The sequence below is a fragment of the Caulifigura coniformis genome (assembly GCF_007745175.1).
Lineage (GTDB): Bacteria > Planctomycetota > Planctomycetia > Planctomycetales > Planctomycetaceae > Caulifigura > Caulifigura coniformis.
Genome location: NZ_CP036271.1, coordinates 6,488,574 through 6,515,331, shown reverse-complemented (window position 1 = coordinate 6,515,331; position 26,758 = coordinate 6,488,574). Strand labels below are relative to the sequence as shown.

Here is a 26,758-nt window from a genome sequence, read left to right as displayed (position 1 = left end):
CGCCTCGCTGTCATCTGCCAATTGGTGGAATGCTGCATTCAGCATTGTTCGCCACCAGCAGCAGGAAATCAAAACGAGTTCTGCGACTCAGATCGCTCCCGTCGGGAGGCGCGAAATGGCGGTTGGCGTGTTGTCTGCCAAGGTGACGCGGCGGTAAACTGTCGTCAACACTCGCGACCATCTCCCGGTGCTCCTGACGGCGGTTCCGCCCTGCCCGGGCCCTCGCGAGTGGTGACGGGCGGGAGCCTCTGACGATGGAAACCCAAGCATCGCGGCCCGCGACGGACTCCACAGTCGTCAGCGACCTGGAAGGCCGTCTCGACTCGCTGCGACAGACGATTCGCCGGACGTCGCTGATCGGCGGGCTGGCGATCGCGATGCGCCTGGGATGCCTGTGCCTGGCCGCGGCGTTCCTGATCGACATTTTCTGGGATGCGCCGCGCCTGGTGCGGATCGGCCTGCTGGCGGCAACGGTGGCGGCGGTCGGTGCGGTCGCGTTCTTCCGGATCGTGCGTCCGCTGTTCCGGCGGATCGGGCACGACGAACTGGCGGCGCTCGTCGAATCGGCCCATCCCGAGATGGAAGAACGGCTGCTGTCGAGCCTCGAGCTGGCGCGGGCCGCAGACGGGGAGTCGGCGAACGGCTCGCCCATGATGCGCGAGCTGCTGCTGCGCGAAACGGCAAAGAAGACCCGCGACGTGGAGTTTGAAGAGGTCGTCGACTCCTCGGCCGCCGTCCGCCAGACGGTCATCGCCTGCATCACGTTCGTCCTGGTGTTGTCGCCGTTCGTGGTGCTCACGGACGGGTATGGCAACCTGTGGGCCCGGTTCTTCAACCCGTGGGGGAACTACGCCCACGGGACGACATTGACGATCGAGGTCGCGCCGGGGGACGCAGTGGTCCCCCGGGGTGAAGATGTGCCGGTCAAGGCCGTGGCGCATTTCCGGTTCGGCACGTCGCGGCAGATGGGCACTCCCCGCGTCACGTGGACGGACGATGACGGCGAGAGGGAGTTCCGCGACCTGAAACCGGACGCTGAACCCGGGACGTACGCGGCCGTCATTCCCCAGGTATCCCGCGGGCTGACTTATCGCGTGGAGTCAGACCAGGGAGCATCGCGCGAGTATCGCGTGGAAGTGGTCGACCGGCCGACGATCACGGGGCTGACGGTCGACGTGCAGCCGCCGGCATATTGCGGGCGGGCGGCGCAGCGGATCGACGGACTGGTCGGCGAGACGACGGTCTTCGAGCGCAGCACGCTGAAGTTCACCGCGACGTTCAACAAGCCGGTGGCGGAAGTCCGGTGGCTGTGGCTGGACGACGTGCGCCACAAGTACGACGCGAAACCTCTCGAAGCGAAGGGGCGCGATCGCCTGAAATCGGCTTCGCTCTCAGGCCTGGTGTTCGCCCGCGACGACGCGAAGAAGATGCCGGTGGACGCGGACGGCCTCTCGGCCAGCTGGGAGTTGACGGCCGACCGCGAGGGGGCGTTCGAGATCGTGCTGCTCGACTCGGCGGGAATCCAGAATCGCAACGAGCCGGGGCGGTCGTTCCGTATGCTGCGGGACGCTGCTCCGACGGTGGCCTGGGCGGACAACGAGACCCATCCCACGGCCCGGCCGGATGACGTGGTTGCGTTTGAAGTGATGGCGACCGATGACATCGGTCTGGGCGCGCTGGAACTCCACTACGCGGTGCTGCCGCATCGGACGCAAGCGGGCGTGATGACGACGGATGCCGCGCTGCTCGGCGGGCAGGAATTCGGGAACCGATTCCCGATCGACCTGCGCAAACTGAATGTGCCCGAGGGATCGCTTGTGGCGGTGAAAGCCCGTGCGGCCGATGAACGCCCGATTCCGGCGCCGAACGAAGCGTGGACGACCGAGCGCGTGATTTCGATTACGCGCGACGCCGCGGCCTTCGGATCGAGCGAGCTGAGCCAGCGACACCAGCGCCTTCGCGATCAGCTGGCGGCCTTGCGCCAGGAGGCGGCGGCCCGCGAAGCCGAGGCCGAGGCGCTCAAACAGAAGGCGCGTGAAGCGCAGCAGAAAGGGGTGGACGAGCAGTCGTTCAAGAGCGAGACCGACCAGCTCGCGGTGCGGGAAGAGCAGCTGAAGGAACGCCTGCAGCAGACGGCGGCCGAATTCCAGCGTGAAGGTGTGATGGCGACGCTCAGCCCGAAGCTGGACGAGATCGCGGACCGGAATGTCGTCCCGGCTGTCGTAGAGACCGAGAAGGCACGGGACGCTGCGCCGGATGCGCGGGGACCGTCCCTCCAGAGCGCCGAACAGCAACTTGCGGAGGCGACACAGAGCCTGAGCCAGGTGGAACAGCGATTCGAGGAGCTGGCCAAGCTGGAAAAAGACCTGCTCGAACTGAACCGCATTGCGGACAAGACGGAGCGTCTGGCGAACGACGTTGCGGAATTCGAAGAGCAGAGGAAGGAACTCGCCCGGTCGGAGAAGTCGGCTCCGCAAGCGAAGAACAGCGAACCATCCGCGGCCAGAAAGAGCCTGGAAGCGCAGCGCAAAGACCTGCAGCAGGAACAGCGCGAGCTCTCGAAGAATCTGCAGGACGTGCTCAACCGCCGGCCAGAAGTGGTGGAAGCCGCCCGCGCCGACCTGATGGAGCGGCTGAAGAAACTTGGCCAGCGGGCCGAGCAACTGGCCGCCAAAGAAGATCGCCTGTCCGAGGCGATGAAGCGGGCCGGAGATGAGAATGTGCAGCTTCTCAAGGAAGATGCGGCCCGGCAGCAGAAGCTGCAGGACGATGTCCAGAAGATGGCGGCGCAGATTGCTCAGGAACAGCGTCAGCGACTCGTTCCCCAACCCGATCTTTCGGGCGTGAAAGAAGCGGCCCGGCAGCTGCAGAACGGAAATCCCCGGGCAGCAGCCGAGGCCCAGCTCGAGGCGGCAAAGCAACTCGAACAACTGGCCGAGGCGCTTGAACGGAATCAACTGCTTCCGGACGACCCGCAAAAGGCGGCGGAGGCGTTGGCGCAGCGCCAGCAGGAGATCAAAGAACAGCTTGAACAGGCGCTCCGGAAGGGTGAGGAAGAGAAGGCCGCGACGCCGGCGGAGGAGTTGAGACGGCTGGCGGCGGAGCAGGCGGCGGTCCAGGCCGCGACGGCCCGGCTCGAAGTTCCGATTTCGAATGAACAGCGCAGGTCCGAAGCATTGAAGGAAGGTTCGAAGGCGCTGGAGGAGATGCTGTCGGGGAAGCCGGACCAGGCCGTTCCACAGGCCGACAAAGCGCGCTCGAAACTCGAACAGCTGGCGAAGGAAGTGGGGACTCCCGATGAGCGGGTCCAGCGCCTGGCCCGCGACGCCGAGCAACTGAAAAAACAGCAGGACGGGATCGCCAGCGAGCTGGAGAAGAAACGGGACGAAGACCGGGCCAACGGCCGCGCGCCGGCGAGTGATCCCGCGGCGCTGGCCGACCAGTTGCGCAAGCAGGAAGACGTCGCCCGGAAGACGGCGGCCATGGATGTGGCGACAGCTGCCGATCCGGCGAAGGCGGAAAGGCAGCAGGCCGACGCGATTCGCGCCGCGGCGGAGGCGCTGCAGAAGACGCAGAGCGGGAACGCCGAAGAAGCGGCGCCCGCGGCGCGGAAAGCCCAGCAGGCGCTGGCGGATCTGCAGCAGTCGCTGAAGAACGAACCGACAAGCGAGGAACAGCTCGAGCGGCTCGTCAAGGAGCAGCGCGACCTCGTCGAAGCGGCCCGGAAGGCGCTGCAGGAGGGGAACGCGAAGGGGATCGAGGAGGCGCGCGGACGTCAGCAGAAACAGGCCGATCAACTGAAACGCCTCGACCTGCCGCAGGCGAAGGGGCTTGCGAAAGACGCGGCCGACAAGGCAAGCGAGGCGGCGAAGGCCATGGCGGCGGCGCGGGGGGACGAAGCTCAACGGCCCGAGGCGCAGAAGGGGGTGCAGCAGGCGGGCGAGGCGCTCGAGCGTCTGGCCGAGGCGATGAATCCGGGCGGTTCACCCGAGCAGCAGGCTCGTCGGCAGGCCGATCAACAGCAACAACGGGCGCGCCAGGCGGCGGAGCAGGCGAACGATCCCTCCAGGGCGAACGAGGCCGGGTCGCAAGCGTCACAACTGGCGGCCGCCCAGCAGGCCGTTGAACAGATTCCGGCGCCAGGCGCGCCGCAACAGAAACAGGCGGCCGCCAAGGCACTCGATGCGGCCAGGCAGTCGCAGGAAAAACTGACCGAAGCTCAGCGCGTTCCACCGGCCGAGGCCACCGAGCCCTCGCCGGAGCTCAAGGCTGCGCTCGAGGAGAATGCATCAAAGCAGCAGGCGGCCGCTGAGTCGCTGGGACAGCTGGCGGATCAACTCGGAAAGCCGGAGAGTCAGCAGGCGCTGGCACAGGGCGAGCAGAAGGCGGCGCAGATGGCCAGGGCGGCGATGAATCCCGGCCAGGAGTCGCTGGCGGCGACTGCAAAGGCAGCCGGTCAGCTGGCCGAGGAACAGCAGAAGCTGCTCGAGAAAACGAAACCGCTCATCGACGGACTTCCCGACAAGGGGCAGCAGAAGGCACAGATGGATGCTGCCCGGCAGGCGCAGCAGAAACTGGCCGACCAGACGGAATCGCTGAACCCGGGGGTCGATCCTCTGACCCGCGCGCAGGCGGAAATGCACGCCCGCGCGGCCGAGAAGGCGCTTGCCTCGGGTGATCCCCGGACGGCGGCCTCCGAGCAGACTGCGGCGCGGCAGAATCTCGAGCAGCTCGCGCAATCGGCCCAGTCGCAGCTGCAGCAGTCTCAGTCGCCGGCCACGGCTGGCGACTCGCGTCCTTCGGGTGAGTCAAACGCCGAGCCGCCGGGGGCGAAACCCCAGGCTTCGCCTGCCGGGGCGCAGGCATCCACTGCTCCGAAGAACACTGATCCGAAGAAACAGTCGCCCGCGCCGGAGACGCAGTCTTCGACGCCGACTCCTTCCGAGAAGCTCGCCCAGCAGGCCCGCGAACTGGCGGAGGCCCAGCGTCAGGCCGCAGCCAACCTGATGAATTCCCAGCCCGGCGCGCCCCAGCTGGCGAGCGCCGGTGAGAGGGATCGCGCGGAACAGATGCGACCGTCGCCATCGCGTTCGAACCCGAGCGCCCCCAGCGCCGATGACAGGGCTCAGCCGCCAATGAGTCCGGACCCGGCCGTCGGTCGCGGAGGTGAGTCGTCGCCGCAGTCGAAGGGGGCGGATGCGACGCAGGGCCAGGGGCCATCGAACAAAGCACGTCCCTCGACTCCGGGAGGCGACGCCTCGAAGACGAATCCGGCTGATTCGTCGCAGAGCAAGCCGGATGAAGCCCCGAAACCGAAGGACGCATCGGAGGATCAGAAGACCCCGATGGGGCCGATGTCGGGGGAACCGATGGGTGGGCAGCCGATGTCGGGGCAGCCGACAGGGTCGCAGCCGATGGGCGGCCAGCCGATGCCCATGTCCGGTGAACCGATGTCGGGGCAGCCGCAGGGTGGCCAACCAATGAATGGGCAACCGATGTCGGAACCGTCGCGGTCGACTCCGATGACCGGGCAGCCGATGGGAGCACAGCCGCAGTCTGATCGGCCGATGGGGAATCCGTCGCCCCCCATGTCGGAGCAACCGATGGGCGAGCAACCGATGAACAACCCGCCGATGGGATCGCAGCCCATGAATGGGCAGCCGATGGAAGGTCAGCCGATGCCGATGGACGGGCAACCCATGTCGGGCCAGCCCATGAGTGGGCAGCCGATGCCCAGTGAACCGATGTCGGGGCAGCCTATGGGAAGCCAGCCGATGCCCATGTCTGGACAGCCCATGTCGGGTCAGCCCATGTCGGGTCAGCCCATGTCGGGTCAGCCCATGTCGGGGCAGGGAGCACAGATGGGACAGGGTTCGCCGATGCCCGGCTCGAGTCCGTCGAGTGGGCCGCCTCAACCTGGAGTTCCGGGACCGAATCCTGGCGGAACAGAGCCGGGCGCGCCGTCTCCCGGCGGATCCGTCGCCTCTCCTTCAGGACAGCCATCGTCCCAGCCGGCCACCTCCGGGCAGCCGTCATCACAGGGGCAGCCGTCGCAGGGGCAGACTGCCGGACAAACTCCGTCTGGTCAGCAGCCGCAGCCGGGCCAGCCTTCTTCACAAGGGGAAGCGCCGTCATCGCAGCCAGGTGAGACATCGGGCCAACCGTCGCAGGGCCAACCGTCGCAGGGCCAACCGTCGCAGGGCCAACCGTCGCAGGGACAACCGTCGCAGGGACAACCGGGTTCGACCGGCCAGCCGCCGATGGGCGGCGAATCATCCGGCATGTCACCGGGCCAGGGGCAGCCCTCCTCGAGTGGCCAGCGTCCTTCGACAAGCCAGCCGATGTCGCAGGGAGAAGCGCCTTCGTCGCCGTCGGCCGGGCCGATGGGACAATCGTCCCAGGGTTCATCGCCGTCCCAGGAACCTTCGCCTTCCGGGCAGAAATCGGCCGGCGGCGAATCGTCCGGCATGTCCCCGTCGACCGGCCAGAGTCAGACGCCCTCCGGCGCGCAGCGTCCTTCCGAGGGACAACCATCATCCCAGGGCAGTCCGTCGTCATCGGCTGAGCAGTCTTCTTCGCCTCAGCCTTCCGAGGGGCCACCAACGTCGTCCGGTCAACCCGCGCCGCAGGGGCAGGCCTCGCGCCGTCCCGCCGATCAGCAGGCCATGCCGGGGCAGCCGTCGTCGGAGGGCATGCCGTCCTCGAAAGGCCAGCCCGCCCAGAGCGGGCAGAATGGCGGCGTGCCGTCGCCGGACAGCCAGTCGAACACCGGGCCGCAGACGCCCGGCGCGCGTCAATCGGGAACTCCGAGCGGCCGGTCCGCAGGCGAGCAGTCGAACTCCGCGAGCCCGCCAGTCAGCCCGGCCGAGGCGGCGAGAGAAGCGGTCGCAGCGCAGCAGCAGGTGTCGCAGCAGATCGCCCGCGCCGCTCTGGAAGCCGCTTCCCAGGCCCAGGGGACGCCGCTCGCGGAGGCGGCGGCGCAGCTGGCGAAGTCGGCCGCACAGGCGTCCGAAGACGCTTCCGTCGGCGCGACGGCGCAGGCCGCGGAGGAAGGGCGGCAGCTGGCGCGTCAGGCGCAAGACCTCGCGAAGCGGCTGGAGGAGAATCCGGTTGCCCAGGGAGGTCCGCAGCCGGAACTGGCGGGACAGATGCGTGAGCTGGCGGGTCAGCAGGAGCAGGCTGCGGGACAGCTGTCACAGGTGGCCGGGAACCGTGACGCGCGCAACGCCGCGCAGGAGCAGGGTCAGCGGGAGCTCAAGGAGGAAACGCGAAAGCTCGAGAAGGATTTCGCCGAGCTTTCCGAACAGCTGAAGGCACAGCCGGTCGACCGCAAGCGTCAATCGGAACAGGCGCGCGACGGGCGCACGCGGAGCGAGGGGGCGTCGCAGGAAATGCAGCGCGCAATGCAGACGGCCGGCCAGGGAGACTCGGCCGAAGCCTCTGAAGCGGCGCGGGCCGCGGCCGAGCAACTCCGGAAGGCGGCCCGCATGGCGACCGAAGAACGCGGGTTCGAACCCGAGAAGAATCCCGACAACCCGGTCCCGAACGAAACGGGCAGCCAGATCGCCGAGGCGGCCCGCGAGCTTCAGAAGGCGGGCGAAATGCTGGCGGAGAACAGTCCGCCGCCGGCCGGAGAACCGCAGCCGGGTCAGTCGGGCGAGAAGCCGTCGAGGCCGGAGTCGGGCAATCAGGCGGCGCAGGCGAAACCGAACGAGCAAGGCCAGCAGCCGGCCGGCCAGATGGCCCCTGAGGATGGCGGCAACGAGGGGCTGGCCGAAGGTCAGCAGGACAGTCCGCCGCAGGCCTCGGAGATGCTGAAGCAGGGGGCGCATTCGCTGCGTCAGGCGGCGAGCCAGCTGAAGCTCCGTCCGGGACAGTCGAACGAGGAGGGAGAGCCGGGCGGCGAGCAGGGAGAATCGCAGCCGACCTCGGGTCAGACGAAGAAGGGTTCAGCGAGCGGGGCGAACGAGCAGGTGCGGATCGTGGATGTCGATGCTCACCTGCAGAAGCTCTCGACGCGCAACTGGGGCGAGCTGCCGGGCAAGCTGCAGACGGAAATCCTGCAGTCGACGCGGCGGCGTCCCGACGGAGACTATGCGCCGCTGATCCGCCGCTATTTCGACACGATCTCGAAATCGCAGAACGCCCCAGTCGACCGCCGCGAGGAGTAGTCGCGCGGCGTTATCCGTGGCGACTCATCGACTTCACTTCGCCGTCGGCCGTCTTCCAGCGGAAATCTCCAGGCCAGTTTGGCATCAGTCCCGGCTGGGTGTACTCGATGTAGACCCCAGCATGCGGGAAGCCATGTTCGGTATGGATCGTCAGAGATCCCATCTCTCCACCCTGGCCCATTGCAGGAGATACGATCAACGTTCGTGCGAGTGTCGCTCCAGTGACGGCCCCCATCACCCCCGCGATCGTCCGTTCGGCAAATGCCCGGCAATGCTGTTCCGGGGATTACACTCCGCGGGTGATTCCTCGTGAGTTCGTTTCCCGTTGACTGAAATGACTGGCCGCCTGTGACAGAACCGTCTCACTTTCCCGACGGAACGATCGCAGCACAAGCATTGCCGATCTGAACATGAGCAAACATCGATTCCTCTGTTGTCGCGCGGTGTTGGTCCGCGCGGTGGTCGCGACGTCGATGCTCGCATTGCTGTCCCCTCTCGCGACAGCGGAAGTCACCCTGATCGAAGCCGGAGCCGGAACCGTCTGGAAGTTTCTGGGCGATGGCTCCGAACCGGGGGCGAACTGGACCCGCGAGGCTTTTGACGATTCAGGCTGGAAATCGGGGCCGGCTCCCATCGGCTATGGTGAGCCGTCACTCGCAACTCGACTGGAGTTCACGGCCAACAAGCCGATCACGACCTACTTTCGGCGACAGTTCGAAATCCCAAAGTCGGCTCCACTTCAAACCTTGCTGTGCGTGATGTGCGTGGATGACGGCGCGGTCGTCTATCTCAACGGTCAGGAACTGATCCGCCAGAACCTTGCGCCCGGTCCCATGACCGGGCGAACGACGGCGCAGCGGCGTATCGATGGGCCTCAAGAGGGCGTCTACCAGCGTTTTCTGGTCCCCGCTCACACCCTGTCGCCAGGGGTGAACGAACTGGCCGTTGAAGTTCATCAGATCGATGCCAGCAGCAGTGACCTGTTCCTCGACCTGATGCTGAAGGGCTATGCCGAGAACGAGCAACCAAAACCGGCCGTTGTCCCCGATGCCGCACGCGACGTCACGCAGGCCTACCACGCCAATCATTACGTCGCTCCGGCCACAACGATCCCCGACGGCTATTCCGATGGCGGTCGTCGGATGGCGGTTGACGACCGAGGCAATGTGCGGTCGGATCGTGAAGTCATCGTGGTCGACCGGACACGTGATCCCGTGATGCGAAAGCATCTTGATTTCGCCCGTTCCGATCACCTTGCGGGCCTGCCACCGATGCAGCGAGCCCGTTACCTGGCGCTGTATGTCGACATCCAGTGCTCCCCTGCAGTGGGGCGCCGCGAGCACGCCTTGTCGTCCGTCGCCTTGCTGGAAGGCGAATACTCGAACCTGGAAATGCTGCTGGGCAGATCCGTCGCCTCAGGAGTCTGTCGGCATCGCGCCCTTCTCTTCAAGGTGCTCGCAGACGAAGCCGGCCTGTCGGTCGCACTTGTTCGAGGGAACCTCGCGGGCGGGATCGGGCATGCATGGAACGAGCTCGTCCTGGAGGATGGGCAGCGCTTCATCGTGGACTGCATGAATCCGCGCGGCGGCTTTGACTTTCCCTCCACGACGGACGCAGCGTCGCGGCAATACCTGACGGTCGACTCGAAGCCCTTTTACGCCAGGTAAATCAAAGACGGCTGGCCAGCGTTTCGGGGTCCAATCGCCGCCCAATGTTCGAGCGATGACCGAGGATCGTGCGAAGCCGGCTCCCGTCCGGACCGACTACGAACTGTTCGTGTTGGTGAACATCCAGACGGTCATCCCTGAGCGTCTGCTTGCTGGTGGCGAATGAAGAAAGCCCGCTCGCGAGTGGACGTTCGCGACGGGCTCAAGCAGGTCGGGAGCTACCCCGTGGGCTGGATGAATTGTCCAGCCATCACGGAGTGAGTCAATGTCTGTCGAAGTCGAATTGCCGGCCGCCACGGGGGGCATCGCGTGGGTTCCCACGCCCGAGGAGATTGCAGCGGAGTGCCTGGAGATCCAGAAGGAATGGACGCCGGCGGTGGTGCTACAAGCCCAAGAAATGGCTCCCGCCCGGTGCGGAGCGGGTGAAGTCGCCCGCGGACCTGGCGAGGGATGAGATGAAGGCGAGAGGGGCGGTTTCGTGCTGAACGCCGCATCGGGGAACTGATGAAGGCGCGGAAGGATGCGGGGCTGATGGCGAAAGGTGGGGCCGAAAAGGGCGTCGGTCGGCGTGGCAAAGAATGCGGGGCGCAAGAAACCCCGCATTCTTCGGTCACTCTTGAGCAAGCCGGTATCGACAAGGAGCTAGCAAAACGCGCCCGCTGTTCCCGCCCCTCAGCCGAAGCCCGATCCGCTCGTGTGGGGCCCACCGCAGTGAGATTGGCCCGTGTATATCGCGTTTCGTGACGCCTGGAGCGGGCGAGAGGTCACGCGGGGCGGCGAAAGGAACTGCAATCCGTTTGCAGTTCAGCAGCCGCTAAATCTGCCGACAAGCCGCGGGTTGGAAAAGACGGACCACGGATGACGCCGATGCCCGGAGTTGTAGCCGGGGCTATCCTACAACCGAAGTAGAGGCTCAAGGCGAAGGTCGCGGCGTCTTCGCCGCTCTCGCCGCAGATCTTTCTTTCTCTCTCGCCTCGTGCTTCTCAATAATCGCTCCCACTCGGTTACCAAGGTCCGCTCCGATTTCTTCAAGGTATCGCGATTCACCGAATTCTCTTGCAAAAGCCGCAACGATCACCTCGATCTGTGGGAAGGCGTAGGTGGGGCGAGTCGGCCGCTTTTCGAAGTGTTGTTCAGCTGCTTCTACCCTGTCTCTCAGTAAGGCTCGCAATGCGTCCGCAGGAAGTCCCTCAGTGCCGTACTTCATCTCGTCACTGAAGATCCGCTCGCCGAGGTCGTTGGATTGGTGCTCGTGAAGTAGGCTCAGCTCCGCGGCCACCGAAGTGAGTGTGTAGCCGTCGGAGGTCACGTCGCCCGGACTGTGATGCATTGCCTCATAAAAGCTGCGAACGCCATAGGTGGCCACGCAACAGCCAACATCGTACTGCCCTTGTGTCGATAACTCGGTTGCCAGGGCTTCTTGAGAATGACGTGTATAGACCTGCCACAACTGTCGGGTGTCGCCGCCTTCTCCGATCGGGACCGGCAAATCCAAGTATTTCGTTTCCTCGGTGCCCCCGTAGCTTCTGACAACAAACGTACTCCCGCCGTACGTGAGATTCCTGGACACGTAGCCGGTGTTCAGGAAGGCCGAGAGGTAATCGAACACCTCGCGTTCCATGGTTCCAATCAGCCAAAGCGCCTTAAGAGATATGGTCCCAGGATTTATCGCCTCGTGGGCTAGGGCGCGAGAGAGTAATTGGCTCCTCCATGGTTCAGTTCGCCGGCGGGCATGGACTTCGAAAGTATCTACCCAATGCTGTTCGATCTCCCGATCTGATTCTTTGTAATCCGGCAGGGTTGCGGCGTAATGGATTGCAGCGACTTTCTTTATCGCGAGCTGCTCCTGCTCCTGCAGCCATTGCAGATGGCGCTGAGCGGACAGATTCCGGGAATTGGCTCGCAGCTGCTCACGAGTCTCGTGTTGTTCATCATGAATCTGTCTGAGGTTGTCGACGTAGGCGGCCGCCACTGATTCCCGGAGCCTTGCGTCGGCTTTCTTCTCGGTGCCCAGCATCCATTCGAGGGATCGCGGAATCGCACCCTTCGCGACTGCCCAAGCAGCGTTCGAAACTGTCGTAAGATTGGCCAGTGTCGTCAGGCCGCTGTCCTGCTCGCCCATTTGCCCAAGCTCCTCTGACGTGTTAGGCCAGCTCAATGCGTCAGTAGGGCTCCGCAGTCTTTTCTATGCCCAAGCTGTCGAGGCTCGCTAGTTCTTCGATGCTGGCAGACTGCAGCGAGGGATTAAGGCTTTCTGAGAACTCGACGCGACTCAGGCCGTCGATCTGCCACCAGCCGTAGGCAGATGAGGAGTCTTCAACAACAATGGATTCGAGTCGATCAGGTGTTTGGAGACGAATCCACACACGGAAATGATCCGAACTGCTGCTTATCCGGTAGGTTCGTCCGTCACGATAGCGGAGAACCTCAATTCTTTCGCCACAAAGGCAGCGAAACATTTCGTCAACGTTCGCAATTCTTTCGGTCCGGAAGCGGAGGACGAAGTAGCCCTCCATTCCCGCAATTGTCAGGCCCCGTGCAACTGCCATCAGAGAGTCTCCTTTGGAGTAGGCTGCCCTCAGCGTTTCTTGCCCTTGCCCTCTTCCACCAGCACCTTCTCGGCGGCCTCGTCACAAATCTTCCTAATCCAGTTCGCGAGCGATCGCCCGTCGCGGGCAGCAGCCTTCTCCCATACGGCCTTTTGCTCTGCCGTGCATCGCCCTCGGAACGTGTCTTCCTTATTGTCCGGCATGTGGGCAATTTGACGCTACAAGCGGGCCTTGACAATACTCGCCCGGTACGGGTACATTTGTAGCCACAAATGGGCCTTCCCGTTTGTACCGTTGTCGCAGGCGGTCACAATCAGAAATCCCCAGCACCTTCGGGTTCTGGATTCTCAAGCCAGTACGGGACTGCGACCCCGTGCCTGGCTTTTGCTCTTTACCGGGTTCAGGAGACCGCGCCCGCACCATCATCCATCTCGACCGCAAGATGGCAGAAGCGGTGCGGCAGTGTCGCGGCGTCGATTGGGATTGGGTGTTCAACGAAGCCGTCCGGCAGAAGCTCAAGATGCTCGATCAGAAGCCGGCCGCGAAGTGACTTCTGCAAATTTGCAGAACAGCAGGTTCCTGCCCAGGGCTGGTGAAAGTTGGCTCGGGGCTTTTTCGTGCGCCGATTCGTCGCGGTGTAGCGCAAAAGAAAAATCCCCTGCAGATCATCACTGAACTGCAGGGGATCAATAAAAAACCCGGAAACAGCGAGGGTCAAGAATCCGTTGCAAAATGACGTTGCGTGTCATTGTTTGTCATTGTTTTACCTCGCCAGATCACTACTGTCCCGGAAACAGAGGATTGCCCTAAGTTGTTGCAAAGGGGCCGTGATTGCTCTGTGGCGTTGCAAAATTGTTGCAAAATCTCGGAGGTTTCCGGGTGGGGACAAGCAGACAGGAGAGGCTCACGAACAGTCGCGTTTCGACGCTCAAGAATGCGTCGGACCGGGCCACCTGGATATTCGACGATCGTACTCCGGGGTTTGCGGTTACGGTCTCTCCCAGAGGCAAGAAGGTTTTCTACTACGTCGGCCGTGTGAAGGGCCGTCCCACTCGGCTGAAGCTTGGAACTTTTCCAAGCATTTCGGTCGACGAGGCTCGCAAGGTCTGCACGCAGTATCTCGGCGATGTTGCTGCTGGGCGAGACATCAGCCAGCGTCGAAAGACTGGCAGGGCTACCGTCGACGACCTCTGGACACATTACTTCGAGACGCATTCAAGGCCGCGCAAACGGACATGGCGCCGTGATGAGAAAGAGTACTCGCGGCTGATCAAGCCTGAGTTCGGCAGCGAGTTGCTGGCGAAAGTAGATCGAACCGACATCGAAAAGTTTGTTGCCAGCACCGAACGAGAATACGGAAGGGGGCCTGCACGGAAAGCTCGAGCACTTCTTGGAAAAATGTTCGAAGTTGGAATCGCGGGCAGATGGTGCGACGTCAACCCGGTCCGCGGCACGTACCGTCCAGACTTTGATCCGCGACAGAGGTATCTGAAGACGGAAGAGGTCGCCGCGTTCATGACCGCTGTCGACGGCCTCAGAAGCCAGGATGCCAAGGACTTCTTTCATCTCCTGCTGTTCACCGGCGCCAGGCGGTCCAACGTCGCGGCGATGGAGTGGGTCGAGCTGGATTTCTCCACGCGTCTCTGGACGATCCCCGCAGGGAAGTACAAGTCCAAGCGTCCGCACGTCGTTCCCCTTTCAATGATGGCGTTGAGGATTCTCCAGAGACGCAGGAAGAGCTGGCAACCGAATGTGAAGTGGGTGTTTCCCGGCAGAGGCAAAGACGGCTTCTACAGCGACCCCAAGTATGCGTGGGTTCGCGTTAAGGCGGCGGCAAAACTGCCGGATTTGAGGATCCACGATCTGCGGCGATCACTCGGTGCGTGGCAACAAGCGAATGGCGAGTCCCTGCGGACAATCCAGCAGACGCTCGGGCATGCGACAGTCGAAGTAACGGCGAGGTTCTACAGCCCGATGGAGGCCGAGCAGGTGCGACGGGCTGTCGATGACGCGCTGCGGGTAACGCTGAAAGCGGCGAGACGGAAAGGAAACTTCTCGTGAATTGTCCAAAGCAGGAACTGGCTGCCGAGCGGCCTCGCGCAATAGGCCATGAGCGTCACGATATCGCCTCCGTGGTATCGTTTCAGAGGAAGGCGGAAGCAGCGGTTCGCGTTCTTTTCGGATTAAATGGGTCATGGCTTCCGACTCTGGATTGGTCAGAAATGGAGGAGCTCGCCCTACACTCATTAATTAAGGGTGGCTTGGCGCAGGCGAGGCTGTCATTCCACCTTCTGAACCCGCCCGAGAAAGGCGGGCCGCGATCAATCTCCTTCATAGCTTCGGGCGAGCCGGTCACGGAGTTCGTTAAGAACACACTCCTGATCAGCGCTGACCGCTTTGGCGTGCCAAGTGACCGCATTCACTGGACGTGGAGGGATTGCGAGCTCCGATTGACCGCTATTGGCGAAGAAATCGTGGAGCGTCATAGACTCATTGGAGCAGCGGATTGGTGCGTCTTAGGGACACAGCTTCTGGATGTTTGCGAAACGAGGTCGACTTCTTACTTTTGGGAGAACTCCGCCGAGGTGGATGTGTTGTCCGCAGCGGAAGAACCAGGCCCTGATGCGAAATCTCGATTAAGTAAGACTGCTCACTCCCCAACGGGACATGCTCGCCGGCCTCACGAGAGCACTGGTCAAAGTCTCAGTGAGTCCGCATCTTTCGCGCTATCGCCACCAGCGCGCCCCGTTCCGCCTCGTATCCCCCATGAGATCACGCCCATCACCGATCTATTGCAGGAGCAACTCGGCACTTTGGATTGCCTCACCCCTCTCAGCAAAGCAATCCTGAGGCTCTATTGCGATGCCCCGGAGAACATCTTTCTGAGCTCCTCAGACGTAGCGATTCGGGTCGCTTCAACCATCGTGAGAACTGCTGACGCAGTTAGAGCTGACCCCGTATGGAAAGCGAAGCAGGCGGTAAACAAGCTAGAGAAGAGTAGGAGGTCGAACCGGCTTCGTGAAAACGCTCATTTGACGGATTTCACGAGCAGTACTTCACGTCGATCGTGAAATCGCGTTTTTCACACCTCTCTGCAAACACCGTGCAGATCGCAAGTTATAGAGAGCTGCCTTCCTTCGCTGCTGTGAAAAGCTGTGAATTCAAGCAGGCTTCGGGTCAAAACTGTTCACAACCGAACCTCCAGTAGAGACCAGCAATCTGCATCACGCTGGCATCGACTGGAGAATCTCATGACAGCAACTGAAATCGTCCAATCAGATCCAAAACTCTCGTCCGCCCAGGCTGCCGAGTATCTCGGAGTGGCGGAAGCGACGCTCGCCCCCTGGCGGTGCCGCGGTTTCGGCCCGAAGTTCCTAAAGCTCGGCCGAAAAGTCGCCTACCGGAAAGCCGACCTCGATCGTTGGCTCGAGTCGAGGTGCGTGAGTTTCGCTGCGCAGCTTGAAGGCTAAACGACTGGCGTGCGTTCCCCGTTCGGAATTGGACTGAGATGACTACAGCAAACAACGGTTTGCCCTCTAGTGGCGCCCACACGCTCGATCGAGTCGCGGTCAAAATCGGCTTGATTCTCGAGCAACGAATTGTGACAGCCGCCGCTAAAGCAGGCCAAACGCCTGGGGAGTTTGTAGTCTCCGCCCTTGAGACAGCATTAGCCGAGGATGAGCCATCGGCTGGTGGGGCCAAGGTTACTAAGAAGAATGCCTTCTGATTTCCTTCATGCGCGGAAAACGCTTACGCGCATGAAAAACCGCCGTCAGTTTGCAGCTGGCCGGCGGCGCAGAGCCCCTTACGACAAGGCAATACGATGGTATCACAACTTCACAGTATGTCAATAAGGCTGCCACTTCTTCGCAATACGTCAAGCAAGCCCGGGAGCCGGACCACTAACGACAGGCCGCTCAGGAGACTGCGCGCATCACAAGAGTGTGATCGATTACTTCAAGCAGATGTCGCGAAAGCCGAACGGCAGCTCATTGCTGCCTGGTTGAAATATGACCTCGTACCACTTTCGGCCGTTGAGCAGTTTGCAGTGGATCCGATGTTCGGCCGGATTCCTGCCGACACGTCGTTCATCAATGATCCTGTTCGCCAAAGGATCGTGCAGACAATCGTGAAGCTACGAGCTGCAAGTCGCCTGCGATATACGGGACCTGATCCTGGGAGGCTACGATTCAACCTGCCTCGTGTCGTTTGGGCGTGCGACAATCCGCAAGTCACTCGGGAGATGAGGGCCGTTTTCGGGTGCAGCGGAGAGATCCGTACGGCGGCCGCTGCGCAGAGTTGGCTGCTGAAACGCCACGATTCGTCCGTTTGCGGGCTTAGCCACCTAGGTTCCTCGGACACGCCGTTCTTTCTTCACTTGCAGCAATGTCGAGCAAAAGCAGCCGATGCTCTCGCATTCGGCGACCGCGGTGCAGGCGTCTAGATCGTAGACGGCAGGTTTCTCGGATACTCGCACGTTTGGGCATGAGGCCGCAGGTGGATGACGCAAGAGGACGACTTCTCGGCGACGTGACTCGAGCCGTCAACTATTTATTGGTTGACGGCCACTGCCTGGAGGTTCGCGCTCTCGGCGTTCCCAACCGTGGCCGCAGAGCGGAGTGGGGCGGCTACTTCGACAACGCCGAGGCCGCAGCAAAGGCGATTCTTCAATGCTCGGACAACAATGCCGAGGGCGTTTACCTCACGCTAAACCCGCTGAAGAAAGACGTTCTTGCGCGGCGAGTGAACCGCATCGAGTACGCAGATCGAAAGTTCCCGTTCGCTGCAGATGGGGACGTGGCTCGACTGGCGTGGCTGTACATCGACGTCGATCCAGTCCGCCCGAGTGGAGTATCCGCAACGGTCGAGGAGAAGCAGCACGCCGTTGACATCGCCAAGCAGGTCAACAAGTTCCTCCAGGATCGCGGGTTTCCGCAGGCCCTTCCTGCCGACTCAGGAAACGGCATTCACTTACTCGTCAAAATCGACCTGCCCGTCAGCGACAACGTGCTGGTGAAGAACTGTCTCCGAGCGATCGCTGCGAAGTTTGATTCGAAGAAGGTCAAGATCGACACGGTGAATTTCAATCCGAGTCGGATCACGAAGGCCTACGGTTCGATTGCAAGAAAGGGAGACCACACTCCTGAACGGCCGCATCGCCGTTCGCAATTGCTGGATGGTGGTGCGGCCCGCGAGGGGTGGGACATTCCAGTCGGGCGAGAACTGCTCGAGGCCTTGGCTGCTGAATCTCCAGCCGAACCGAAGAGGCGCGGTCAGTCGTCCGTCTATATCGTTCCGGCGCCGGGCACTGAGAAGCGAGAAGCCTCGGATGAGCAGATTCGAACGTACCTTTCCGCGATGCCGCCGGCTGTCAGTGGTCAGGGTGGTCACTCCCGCACCTACGCGACCGCGTGTGTTTTGGTGCTCGGATTCAATCTGACGCCCGAGCAGGCCATCAAGTATTTCGTCGAATGGAATCAAACCTGCCAGCCGCCATGGGACGAGCGAGAACTCGAACGAAAGCTGTTCGAAGCGGACAAGCTGGAGGGGAATCGTGGGTACTTGATCAATGGCGGACAACGCATTTCGAGCAGCGATGCTGTACCGGAATTCACGATCGACACGTCTTGGATGTGGCCGGAAGATACATCTGCCTCGGCTGGCGTGGAGACCGGTTCGCGTACCGCGCCGTGTGCGGAAATCTCAGGCGAGGAACTGGCAACGGATGGAAGTGAAGTACAGCCTGTCCCGCCCCATGCCAGATTCTCGAATATCAAGAGAGACCTGATCGAGAATAAATGGATCGAGCAGCCACGCTCCATGGAGCAAATGCTTTCGGACCTCTCCAGGTTGGCCGGGCGATGGCCGCGCCGGGTCGAGACATCACTATTCGTCCCAGACCCCAACTCTGGGGTGACATGGATAGACTCAATCAACTCGCTGTTCGGTTGGCTGGGAACACGACTGGGCTATCCCCCGATCTTCAAGAACAAAGAGGGATCGCATACCCCTGGTCACGTGTTCGAAGAATTGCGCCGCCTCGCTCCGAGCTACTTGGCGGTTGAAGTCTTTCCACACGAACCTCCAATCTCTGGGCATTTCTACGCCTGTAACGTGCCTCTACCCGGCGATGGCGCCACTCTGCAGAGGTTGGTTCAGCAGTTCTGCCCATCATCGGACATCGACCGCGATCTGCTGACATCCCTAGTCGTCACCCTCTTCTGGGGCGGAAGCGGTGGTTGTCGACCAGCATTTCTTCTTACCTCCGACGCAGGTCGCGGTGTGGGCAAGTCGACCGCACTTGAGCTCTTGTCACATCTGGCCGGCGGAGCACTCGACATCCAGGCGAGAGACGACGTCAACATCGTCAAGCAGAGGATTCTCTCCAAAGAAGGGAGCTCGAAACGCGTTATCGCGCTCGACAACGTGAAGTCGCTGAAGTTCTCCTGCGCAGAGATCGAGTCCATGATCACGGCCCCCGTCATCTCAGGCAAGAAGCTCTACGTCGGTGAAGGTTCCAGGCCGAACACGTACACATGGATCATCACTCTGAACGGCGCCAGTCTGTCCAAGGACCTTGCTCAGCGGTGCGTGATCATCAAGCTTGACCGCCCGCGATACAGCGGTACCTGGAAAGAAGAGATGCGAACGTTCATCGACGTCAATCGGGGGGCCATTATTGCCGACTGCATTGGCTTTCTCCGCGCAGCTCGCACTCCACTCGCGAAATACAGTCGTTGGAGCAGTTGGGAGCACGACGTGCTCACACGTTCCGCTGAACCAGCTGACGCGCAGCGTACAATCCTGGAGCGACAGGAACTGGTCGATGCCGACCAGGAGGAGTGTTCGGTTCTTCAAGACTATTTCGCCGGTAAGTTGCGCGAGTACGGCTACGATCCCGAGAAGGATCGGGTGTTCATCCTGTCAACGATCGCTGCCCAGTGGCTGTCCGAGGCCATGAGAGACAAGTTCACTACGACTGCATCAACGCAGAAGCTCAAGCAAATGATCTGCGAAAGATCCGTCGTCACACTGTCTGTGATTGTACGAAAAGACTGGGGACGCGGATTCGTTTGGACCGGGTGGCTCGCCGAGCAAGGTGCCAAAACGTACGGAGATCTCGAATCGCGGATTAGTGCGCGACAGCAGTCGGGGATCTAGCTCTGCGTTTCTCGAAGGCCTCCAATGCGAGATCTTTGGGCCGACGTCTCGCCGTATTCCACTCTCGCCGATCGGATTACTCCGTGACCGATGGCGCATTTCCAGCGAGGGCCGCTCCATCGGAACTGAATGAAGCGATCCGTAGCGGAGGCCATGGAAGAAGTTCAGGACTGAAGACAAACGCTCGGCCGATGGGCCGCCTCGAATCTCACCGCGTCGCACTGGAGGAAGGATGCTCAAGGAGGGGCGTCCGAGTCTCCCCGGCTGCAACCAAATGCTGCCGCGAAACGTGGAGTGGCCGGGCGGTTTCCGAGGCCGTGGCACGCCAGAATTTCACTCCCTCCCCCGGGGGTCTGGCTCATATGGCGCGGCGCCCTAATGGCTTTGCTGTATACCCTGCTGCGCCCGGTGAGCGTCGCGAGCGGCCGCCAGCTCAGGAGTTTCGTTCGCGCGGAGGGGAGGGCAGGGCCTCCATTTCCGCATGGAAACCACTTGAGTACAGAATTTCCAGAATGTAAACTGAGCGTTACACCCCCGCCGGAGTACCCATGTCTGTGTTGTCACGACAAATCGCAAGGACGCTTGCCGTGAAGCTCAAGGAGGCGAGGCTCGCCACTGGATTATCGACACGGGCCGTCGCCGCAATGTTGTCGTCCAAATACGCTGTTTCCCATACAACTCTCGCGAATTACGAAAGTGGGAAGTCGTCGCCCCCATTGGACGTCATCGCTGTGCTGGCGAGCGTCTACGAGCGCCCCCTCAACTGGTTCATAGAGCCTGGCAACTCGCTCACCGGCATTCATTACCGCAATCTCCCTTCGAAGGTTCGGGTTCAGGATCGTCACCGATTTGAAGGGGCGGCAAAGAAGCTCTTGGAGGGTTACACCCGGCTCGAGCGGCGACTGCGAGTCCCGTTGGGTCGCCATCTCGATGTCAAAGGTTTCGAGGTTAAGTCTGGTGAATCAGGCCGTCAGGTCGCGGAACGGCTGAGGGCGAAGCTCAACCTTCGAGACGATCAGCCGATTCAGAGCGTCGTTGAGATCTTGGAGATGTTTGCAATTCGAACGATCGAGTTGCGCTCCGAACTCCGAATAGATGGTCTCGCCGCGTGCCTTGGAGACGAGCATGTAGTGGTACTCAACCCGGAGACCTCGAACGATCGCTGCCGGCTCAATGCTGGCCATGAGCTGGGCCATGTTCTCTTCGGTGATTGCCAGTCGATCTCAGGCCTGTCCGAGAAGGAGATGGAGCAGCGGGTTTTCGAATTCGGCTCATTCCTTCTGTTGCCTCGCCCACAGCTCGAACTTGCGTTTCAGGGGCGGTCCATCCTTCGACTTTTGAAGTTCAAGGAGCAGTTCGGAATCGCGATGTCGGCGATGATCTATCGCGCTGAGAAAGAGGGCATTCTGGACAAGAATGCAGCGAAATGGTTGTGGATACAGTTTGCCAAGCGTGGCTGGAGGACAAAGGAACCCGGATACGTTTGGCGTGATCGCGCGATTCGATTTGAACTCCTGCTGGACAGCGCGGCCCACGGGGAGAACCGTTTGACATGGCGAGAGATCGAGGCCGTGACATCGGTTCCGTCCGAGGAACTTAAGCAGCGATTGGCCGACGCCATCGGGGCGGAGGTGGACGATGCAGACGACACAGAAGGAGGTGACGCGCCAAGAATTTTGTCGATGCGATGAAGCTCGTACGGGGAAGCCGTGAGGCTTCCCCGTTTACTCGACAACGTCAGCTGCGGAGAGACAAACGAGGTTTGGCGACCAAATGTCTCATCCGCTCCACGGGGAATAACTCTAGATGAAGACCAAACGTAGATCAATACGCCTTCCTCCTCACGATGACCAATTGCTGAGGAGGTTGTACAAGCTGTGGCGCATTCCGACCGACCAATTCGACAAGCGTCCTGAAGACAAGGCGCGGTTCGTCCGGGCCTGGAATCTTCGCTCGAGCCGGGACGACTCGGAGGGCGACCTGATGCACTACATGAAAACGAAGCGGAAGGGCGGGAACTGGGAAAAGCTTGGAGCGGACCACCAGCGGTACTCGGCCGGAAGCGTTCAATTCAGTGATGAAGAGCTGAAGGCCGCGGAAGAGATTTACAATCGTCTCTTCGCGTCAGCCGGCATCGGATCGGACAACATCGGCTATGACCAGAAGATGGCCGACATGTTGTCTTCCGAGTTCGCAATTGCGACGGGTCGAATCGTCAACGGAACGATCATCTACGCCGCTTTGATGGCGATCCGAAAACGAGGAAACTTGGTGAAGGCCGGACGTGTGCAACGCGGGTCTCAGCATGGCTTTGGCGACATCGACGAGATCGCAAGCTGATGCTTGAGATCAAGCCCGGCCCAATCGGCCGGGCCTTTTTTTATGCGCCATCACTTCCCGCTGCGCGGTCGGCCAGATGTTCCAGCAGTGGTCCCCGCCCTTTCCCCTGCCGGCCCTCTCGGCCGATCCACTTTCGCGTCCAGGTCGACATCCCGTTCATCAGCCCCTGCAGTTCCGCCGGCGTCATCGCGTCGAGCTTCGGGCCGTATAGCAACTCGAGCTGTTCGACACGCACCTGTCGCTCCTTCCGCGTGGCGTCGTCCTCGACGGCCGCCTTCGCTTCCCGGACCTCGGTCGCCTGCTGCTGGAAGGCCACGACCAGCCTGGGCCAGTTGGAATGCCCGGAATGCCGCGATGCTCGTCCCTCCACTCTAAAGCCGAGGGAATCGCGATGGCCCGTCCCGTTTCCCGACCCGGTGTCCCTTGACTCGGGAAGCCCTGCAGCCCGGACCGGCTGGGAAACCCGGATGCGATAATCAATCCCTCGTCGTTGTTGGGCGCCCGGCCGACGCATGAACGCTCGCCGAGGCACACCTCAGAATGGCCGCGGGAAAAAAAGTTCCTCGCTAAAGCAATGAATCAGACATGAGAATTTGACTGAGCCATTCTCTCGAAGGGCTCGATCCAGGCGTTTCTGGCTCCGCTCCTAGAGCAACTTCATGATTCGTGTGCAGTGTATCCGCAGGAACGGATGTAGTTCAGGCATTCGCTCGGAGTGAACTCGTCCACCAGCACTCCGATCCGGTTCCAGAGTCCTTCTGTCGTCCGTTCAGCGCTCGTCCGCAAAAGCGTCTTGAACTTCGAGAACAACTTCTCGATCGGGTTGAGATCGGGTGAGTACGGCGGCAGGTAGTACACCTCAGCCCCGGCCTGTCGAATCGCGTCACCCACCGCGCTCTGCTTGTGGCTGCTGAGGTTGTCCATGACCACCAAGTCTCCCGGCTCCAGCGCCGGGATCAGGAACTGACGGACGTAAGCCAGAAAGCATTCCCCATCCATCGGGCCATCCAGCACCAGGGGAGCAATCACTCCGCTGGCCCTGAGCGCCGCTGCGAACGTCGTCGTTTTCCAATGCCCTTGAGGGACATGGTCCACGACCCGGCGTGATTTTGGTCCCCAGCCATAGCGTCGCGTCATCTTCGTGTCGGCCCCGGTTTCGTCGAAGAACACCAGACGGCGACAGGCTTTCGACTGCACCAGGATGTTCCACCAGCGGCGCTTCTGAGCCACATCCGGCCGCTGTTGTTCAGCAGCTTTGAGCACTTTTTTTGAGAGTGATTCCCCAGCGCCGAAGCGCATTCCACAGAGTGGTCGCGCAGCCCGGCAGACCGAGTTGGCGTTGCCTTTGGGCGAGCGTCAGGCCGGGGTCGTCCTGGACGCTTTTGACAATCCGCTCCCGATGCGGTTCCAGAACGCACTCCGGGCCGACATCTCCCTGCCGGGGAGTGATCTGGCCAGTCTCTTTGCGAAGCGCGAGCCAGTTCCAGATGGTTCGTTCAGTGACCTGAAATCGCCGGGCGACTTCGGCCGGCGGAGAGCCGCGGTCGACTTCGGCCACGACACGTCGCCTCAAATCCATTGAGTAGGGGGTGGGCATGACTCTTCCTTGATGGAGCCAACCACTTGAGAAATCCTTTCCCCTATCATCCCTCTGAAAAGCAACTGTGGAAGTGCTCTAGGCAGCCCGGACATTCAGCCTAGCGAATCGGCGGGTGTTTCTTGAGGATGACGTCGCTCAAGGAGGAGAGCCGATGCGACGTCGCCATGAACTCACGGATGCGCAGTGGGAGAAGATCAACGATCTGCTCCCGGGGAAACAGACGGATCCCGGACGAACAGCCGTCGACAACCGCCTGTTCGTCAACGCGGTGCTCTATGTCTTGAAGACCGGCGTTCCGTGGGAAGACCTTCCTGCCCGTTACGGAAAGCCAAACACTGTCTGGAAGCGGTTTGACCGCTGGTGCGCTGCTGGAGTGTGGGAGCGACTGGCCAAAGCCCTGGGCGATCCCGAGCTGGAGGAGGTCCAGCTCGATTCCACGACAATCAAGGCCCACCCTGTCGCCTCAACGGGCCGGCGAACGCCGAAGGAAAAAAAGACGAGGCCGACGCCCGGCGATGTCTCGGGCGCAGCCGGGGCGGACTGACAACCAAGCTCCACGCGGCCGTGGATCGGCGTGGTCGGCTGGTCCGGCTGCTGATCACGGCCGGTCAATGCGGAGACGCTCCCCAGGCGGAAGGACTTTTGGACGGTTTCCAGAATGGGACAGTCGGCCATGTGCTGGCGGATGCGGCCTATGACAGCGATGCGATCCGGGAGCGGGCCAGACGGATGCGGTCCAAGGTCTGCATCCGTCCGAACCCGACGCGGCGAGTAAAAAAGCGTTACGACAAGGAGCGGTACCGGCACCGGAACGTGATCGAGCGGTTCTTCGGCCGGATCAAGCGTTTCCGCAGAGTGGCGACGCGCTACGAGAAAAAAGCCATCAACTTCACCGGATTCGTCTGGCTCGCCGCATTCGTGTCGGAGGTGTTCTGAATGTCCGGGCTACCTAGGGCAGGGGAAAATTCTCCATGATCGCCGCCGCCTACCCAAACAAATTCTCGATCGGCTCGGTTCCGCGAGTCCTCATCGCACAACTCACACGCCCTACAGGGATCACTGACGCGTCACTCCCAGGCGTACCGCTGGCGACTCTGCACGATGTGTCGTCGGACCGACGGGGCCGGCCCGCAGCACTTCACCGGTAGGCCGTCCCTGCAAAGTCGCTCGCCGGACATCTCAGCGGCATCCCGCAGAACCAGTGAGCATCCGGGATCGTTCGCATCTACTCAGTACGGGCGTTTCGGGCACTTCGGGCACCTATTTCCTATTGTGGCCTCTAGGTCCCTATTGCCGTGTATCTACGCTCAGTCAGTACCTGACTCTCTCTATTGCGCAGAAGAGAGAAGAAGTGCCCGAACCGCCCGAAGTGCCCGAAACTAGCCACTTGGCATATTTGGTGGCCCAAGTGAAAAATCGTGAAAAATCCCCCTCGAGGAACCTAGGTCTATGTCCAGCGCGAAATGGGTGACCCCCCCCCCTGGTCCCCCGCCCGCGGAAGTTCAGGTGGGAAATCGAGAGAAAATTGCCGCAACGTAATGACTTGTAATTGCTTGCGTAAATCTGCGTCGGATGCAGCGGCTTGGCAGGCCTCCCAGGCGAGCTGAACCGCGAGCAACTACATTCAACGTAAGCTATTACTAATTATTCACATACACCGATGCTGCTGTTGAATAACTCAATTCAACAGCAGTCGTCGACTGGGGCAAAATGGGAGCAATGGGACATTTGGGGCGCTTTGAGTCGACTGCGGCCCTGTTTTGATGAACGACTGAGCAGGCCGCTACCCGTTTCCACTCGTCCGGCATCTTCGATGCTGCCTTGGCTTTGCCTTTATCACAATCCCCGTACATTCCCTGTGGGCGGTGGCTCGTTGGTTTCAGTCGGGTTCCTGGGCTGGGCCAGGCTCGGAGGTGGCGCGAGTGAACCGGAGGGCGGAGATCTAGGCCAGGTACTTCGCGGGCGAGATGGCGAATCGGTGCGGCTGCGGAACTGGCGCGGAGTCGCTGAGCGTTCGGTAGGGGGAAGAGTCGCCGGCGGCGGTGGAGGGCAGGGTCGAGGAGTGGGGGTTGAGGGAGATGGTCGGGTGCCGCGGGAGCTGGGCGGGACGAAACGGACCTGGAAACGGGCTGGAGCTGAGATCGGGGGAGGGTACGAAAAAACGCCCGCTGGCCGGTGAAGGCTGCGGGCGTGGGCGAGAGATTGGATTGTCGGCCGGCTCGAGGGAGTGAGACCCGGTGAGCGCATCGGCTGGCCTATTCGTCGCTGGCCATGAACTCCCCAAGGAACTGGCGGACGAACTCGGGCTTGGCCGCGATGGCAGCGACCAGGGAGGGGCTCAAGAGCTTCGACTTGAAGTCCCCGGCGACTTCGATCAGGTCGCGGGCGCCGGCTTTCTGGGCCCGGGCGATCGTGAGCGTGAGGGGCTTGGCTGATGCCTGTTGCTGACGGAGGCCGGCGACGGCGGATTGTCTCACGGAAGCCGGGAGGGCTGATGACTCGAGTTCACGGATCTGGGAGGCGAGTTCGGGATTGCCGGACGTGTCGAGCCTCTTGGTGGCGGGATCGTTGATGTACCAACGGTCACCTGCGGCGGCGTTGGACTTGGCGGAAGATCGGGATTGGGGTGCGGAGGGTCCCGCCGGGTTAGAGCTGGCCTGGGTGCGGCGGGATGAACGGGCGGCGGTGGTGGTGGACATGAACGGACTCCTAAAGTTGGTAGGGGGTGATGGCGCGGTAGATGAGTTGGGTGAGCGATTGGTGCTTGAACGTCAGCCGAGAAGTACGCGGCGGACGTGGGCGGAGTGTCTGGAGCGTCAGTTGAGCGACGTAGAGCCGGAGAGCGGCAGGCCGGCGGATGCGCGGCGGGTGGCTTGTGAGACACCGTTCAACGATCGGGAGAAATCGGCACGTTCTTCCCATGGTCGTTCGCTGCGTTTGGTCGGTTCCCAGTTGAGGGTTTGGCCGCGCTTCACCCGACCGACTGCGCGGAACACGGCGAGACCAGGCGCGATGCCGCGAGTGATGGCGGCGACCGCGAATCCGCATGCGTCCTGGGTCGCGTCGTCGAAGTCGGTCCAGTTGCGATCGTTTGTGCGGAAGTGATGGCGAAGGCGTTTGCGGATCGCGTTGCGGAGACGATTCCAGTCGACGGGTTCCGGTGATGAATGATCGGGGGCGGGGACGATGTTGCGAGTGACGGAATGCTGCAGAGTGACAGACATGGGGATGCTCCAGGCAGTGAAGGAGAGAGAGAGAGAGGCCGGCGGC

Annotated in this window: 18 protein-coding genes and 1 pseudogene; 9 read left to right on the top strand and 10 right to left on the bottom strand. The window is 61.8% G+C overall.

Annotated features, from left to right (window positions below):
* Window positions 1–254 precede the first annotated feature (254 nt).
* A complete protein-coding gene (locus Pan44_RS26165) occupies window positions 255–8,171 on the top strand; it encodes a hypothetical protein (RefSeq protein ID WP_145034676.1) in 7,917 nt (2,638 codons plus the stop codon).
* 10 nt (window positions 8,172–8,181) lie between these two features.
* Here the strand turns inward: Pan44_RS26165 and Pan44_RS27670 are convergent, their stop codons facing one another.
* Entirely contained in the window at window positions 8,182–8,334 is a 153-nt protein-coding gene (locus Pan44_RS27670) for a hypothetical protein (RefSeq protein WP_197453675.1), read from the bottom strand.
* Between the two features lie 247 nt (window positions 8,335–8,581).
* On the opposite strand from Pan44_RS27670, the gene Pan44_RS26160 reads away from it, so the two are divergent.
* Window positions 8,582–9,838 carry an EDR1-related protein gene (locus Pan44_RS26160; protein ID WP_145034675.1) on the top strand — a complete coding sequence of 419 codons (1,257 nt, stop codon included), beginning with the start codon at window positions 8,582–8,584 and terminating at the stop codon, window positions 9,836–9,838.
* A 265-nt stretch (window positions 9,839–10,103) separates the two neighbouring features.
* Window positions 10,104–10,292, top strand: coding sequence for a hypothetical protein (locus tag Pan44_RS26155; RefSeq protein ID WP_145034674.1), 189 nt, complete (start codon window positions 10,104–10,106; stop codon window positions 10,290–10,292).
* A gap of 459 nt (window positions 10,293–10,751) precedes the next feature.
* On the opposite strand, the gene Pan44_RS26150 is transcribed toward Pan44_RS26155, so the two are convergent.
* From Pan44_RS26150 to Pan44_RS26140, 4 genes are all read right to left on the bottom strand, one after another.
* Window positions 10,752–11,960 carry a DUF2806 domain-containing protein gene (locus tag Pan44_RS26150; protein ID WP_145034673.1) on the bottom strand — a complete coding sequence of 403 codons (1,209 nt, stop codon included), beginning with the start codon at window positions 11,958–11,960 and terminating at the stop codon, window positions 10,752–10,754.
* A gap of 40 nt (window positions 11,961–12,000) precedes the next feature.
* Window positions 12,001–12,387: a hypothetical protein gene (locus Pan44_RS26145; RefSeq protein WP_145034672.1), complete on the bottom strand. Its 387-nt coding sequence runs from the start codon at window positions 12,385–12,387 to the stop codon at window positions 12,001–12,003.
* 29 nt (window positions 12,388–12,416) lie between these two features.
* Entirely contained in the window at window positions 12,417–12,590 is a 174-nt protein-coding gene (locus Pan44_RS27665; protein WP_197453674.1) for a type II toxin-antitoxin system TacA family antitoxin, read from the bottom strand.
* Between the two features lie 197 nt (window positions 12,591–12,787).
* Window positions 12,788–13,105, bottom strand: coding sequence for a hypothetical protein (locus Pan44_RS26140; RefSeq protein ID WP_145034671.1), 318 nt, complete (start codon window positions 13,103–13,105; stop codon window positions 12,788–12,790).
* A gap of 113 nt (window positions 13,106–13,218) precedes the next feature.
* On the opposite strand from Pan44_RS26140, the gene Pan44_RS26135 reads away from it, so the two are divergent.
* The 5 genes from Pan44_RS26135 (at window position 13,219) to Pan44_RS26115 (ending at window position 21,888) form a co-directional block, all read left to right on the top strand.
* Window positions 13,219–14,448, top strand: coding sequence for a tyrosine-type recombinase/integrase (locus Pan44_RS26135; protein ID WP_145034670.1), 1,230 nt, complete (start codon window positions 13,219–13,221; stop codon window positions 14,446–14,448).
* A 1,190-nt stretch (window positions 14,449–15,638) separates the two neighbouring features.
* Entirely contained in the window at window positions 15,639–15,857 is a 219-nt protein-coding gene (locus Pan44_RS26130) for a helix-turn-helix transcriptional regulator (protein ID WP_145034669.1), read from the top strand.
* Window positions 15,858–16,884: 1,027 nt separating this feature from the next.
* Window positions 16,885–19,548 (top strand): hypothetical protein, encoded by a 2,664-nt coding sequence (locus tag Pan44_RS26125; protein WP_145034668.1) that lies wholly within the window; start codon window positions 16,885–16,887, stop codon window positions 19,546–19,548.
* A 587-nt stretch (window positions 19,549–20,135) separates the two neighbouring features.
* The gene (locus Pan44_RS26120) at window positions 20,136–21,239 is read left to right on the top strand and encodes an XRE family transcriptional regulator (RefSeq protein ID WP_197453673.1); all 1,104 of its coding nucleotides are present in this window, start codon (window positions 20,136–20,138) and stop codon (window positions 21,237–21,239) included.
* 163 nt (window positions 21,240–21,402) lie between these two features.
* Window positions 21,403–21,888, top strand: a complete 486-nt coding sequence (locus tag Pan44_RS26115) for a hypothetical protein (RefSeq protein ID WP_145034666.1) — start codon at window positions 21,403–21,405, stop codon at window positions 21,886–21,888.
* A gap of 40 nt (window positions 21,889–21,928) precedes the next feature.
* Here Pan44_RS26115 and Pan44_RS26110 read toward each other — a convergent pair whose 3' ends face one another.
* The 3 genes from Pan44_RS26110 to Pan44_RS28450 all read right to left on the bottom strand — a co-directional run bounded on the left by Pan44_RS26110 (window position 21,929) and on the right by Pan44_RS28450 (window position 23,467).
* The gene (locus Pan44_RS26110; RefSeq protein ID WP_145034665.1) at window positions 21,929–22,258 is read right to left on the bottom strand and encodes a hypothetical protein; all 330 of its coding nucleotides are present in this window, start codon (window positions 22,256–22,258) and stop codon (window positions 21,929–21,931) included.
* Between the two features lie 287 nt (window positions 22,259–22,545).
* Window positions 22,546–23,187 carry an IS630 family transposase gene (locus tag Pan44_RS26105; RefSeq protein WP_145027933.1) on the bottom strand — a complete coding sequence of 214 codons (642 nt, stop codon included), beginning with the start codon at window positions 23,185–23,187 and terminating at the stop codon, window positions 22,546–22,548.
* Window positions 23,135–23,467, bottom strand: a complete 333-nt coding sequence (locus Pan44_RS28450) for an IS630 transposase-related protein (RefSeq protein WP_390620657.1) — start codon at window positions 23,465–23,467, stop codon at window positions 23,135–23,137. Before Pan44_RS28450 ends, Pan44_RS26105 begins: the two co-directional genes overlap by 53 nt.
* Window positions 23,468–23,639: 172 nt before the next feature.
* On the opposite strand from Pan44_RS28450, the pseudogene Pan44_RS26095 reads away from it, so the two are divergent.
* Window positions 23,640–24,424, top strand: a pseudogene (locus Pan44_RS26095) (IS5 family transposase).
* Window positions 24,425–25,743: 1,319 nt separating this feature from the next.
* Here the strand turns inward: Pan44_RS26095 and Pan44_RS26090 are convergent.
* A complete protein-coding gene (locus Pan44_RS26090) occupies window positions 25,744–26,187 on the bottom strand; it encodes a hypothetical protein (RefSeq protein ID WP_145034663.1) in 444 nt (147 codons plus the stop codon).
* 117 nt (window positions 26,188–26,304) lie between these two features.
* Window positions 26,305–26,712 (bottom strand): hypothetical protein, encoded by a 408-nt coding sequence (locus Pan44_RS27660; protein ID WP_197453672.1) that lies wholly within the window; start codon window positions 26,710–26,712, stop codon window positions 26,305–26,307.
* Window positions 26,713–26,758: the final 46 nt, after the last annotated feature.

Coding starts and splice junctions, on each gene's coding strand:
- Pan44_RS26165 (WP_145034676.1), top strand. CDS start 255: ATGGAAACCCAAGCATCGCGGCCCGCGACGGACTCCACAGTCGTCAGC.
- Pan44_RS27670 (WP_197453675.1), bottom strand. CDS start 8,334: ATGGGATCTCTGACGATCCATACCGAACATGGCTTCCCGCATGCTGGG.
- Pan44_RS26160 (WP_145034675.1), top strand. CDS start 8,582: ATGAGCAAACATCGATTCCTCTGTTGTCGCGCGGTGTTGGTCCGCGCG.
- Pan44_RS26155 (WP_145034674.1), top strand. CDS start 10,104: ATGTCTGTCGAAGTCGAATTGCCGGCCGCCACGGGGGGCATCGCGTGG.
- Pan44_RS26150 (WP_145034673.1), bottom strand. CDS start 11,960: ATGGGCGAGCAGGACAGCGGCCTGACGACACTGGCCAATCTTACGACA.
- Pan44_RS26145 (WP_145034672.1), bottom strand. CDS start 12,387: ATGGCAGTTGCACGGGGCCTGACAATTGCGGGAATGGAGGGCTACTTC.
- Pan44_RS27665 (WP_197453674.1), bottom strand. CDS start 12,590: ATGCCGGACAATAAGGAAGACACGTTCCGAGGGCGATGCACGGCAGAG.
- Pan44_RS26130 (WP_145034669.1), top strand. CDS start 15,639: ATGACAGCAACTGAAATCGTCCAATCAGATCCAAAACTCTCGTCCGCC.
- Pan44_RS26105 (WP_145027933.1), bottom strand. CDS start 23,187: ATGCGCTTCGGCGCTGGGGAATCACTCTCAAAAAAAGTGCTCAAAGCT.
- Pan44_RS28450 (WP_390620657.1), bottom strand. CDS start 23,467: ATGGATTTGAGGCGACGTGTCGTGGCCGAAGTCGACCGCGGCTCTCCG.
- Pan44_RS26090 (WP_145034663.1), bottom strand. CDS start 26,187: ATGTCCACCACCACCGCCGCCCGTTCATCCCGCCGCACCCAGGCCAGC.
- Pan44_RS27660 (WP_197453672.1), bottom strand. CDS start 26,712: ATGTCTGTCACTCTGCAGCATTCCGTCACTCGCAACATCGTCCCCGCC.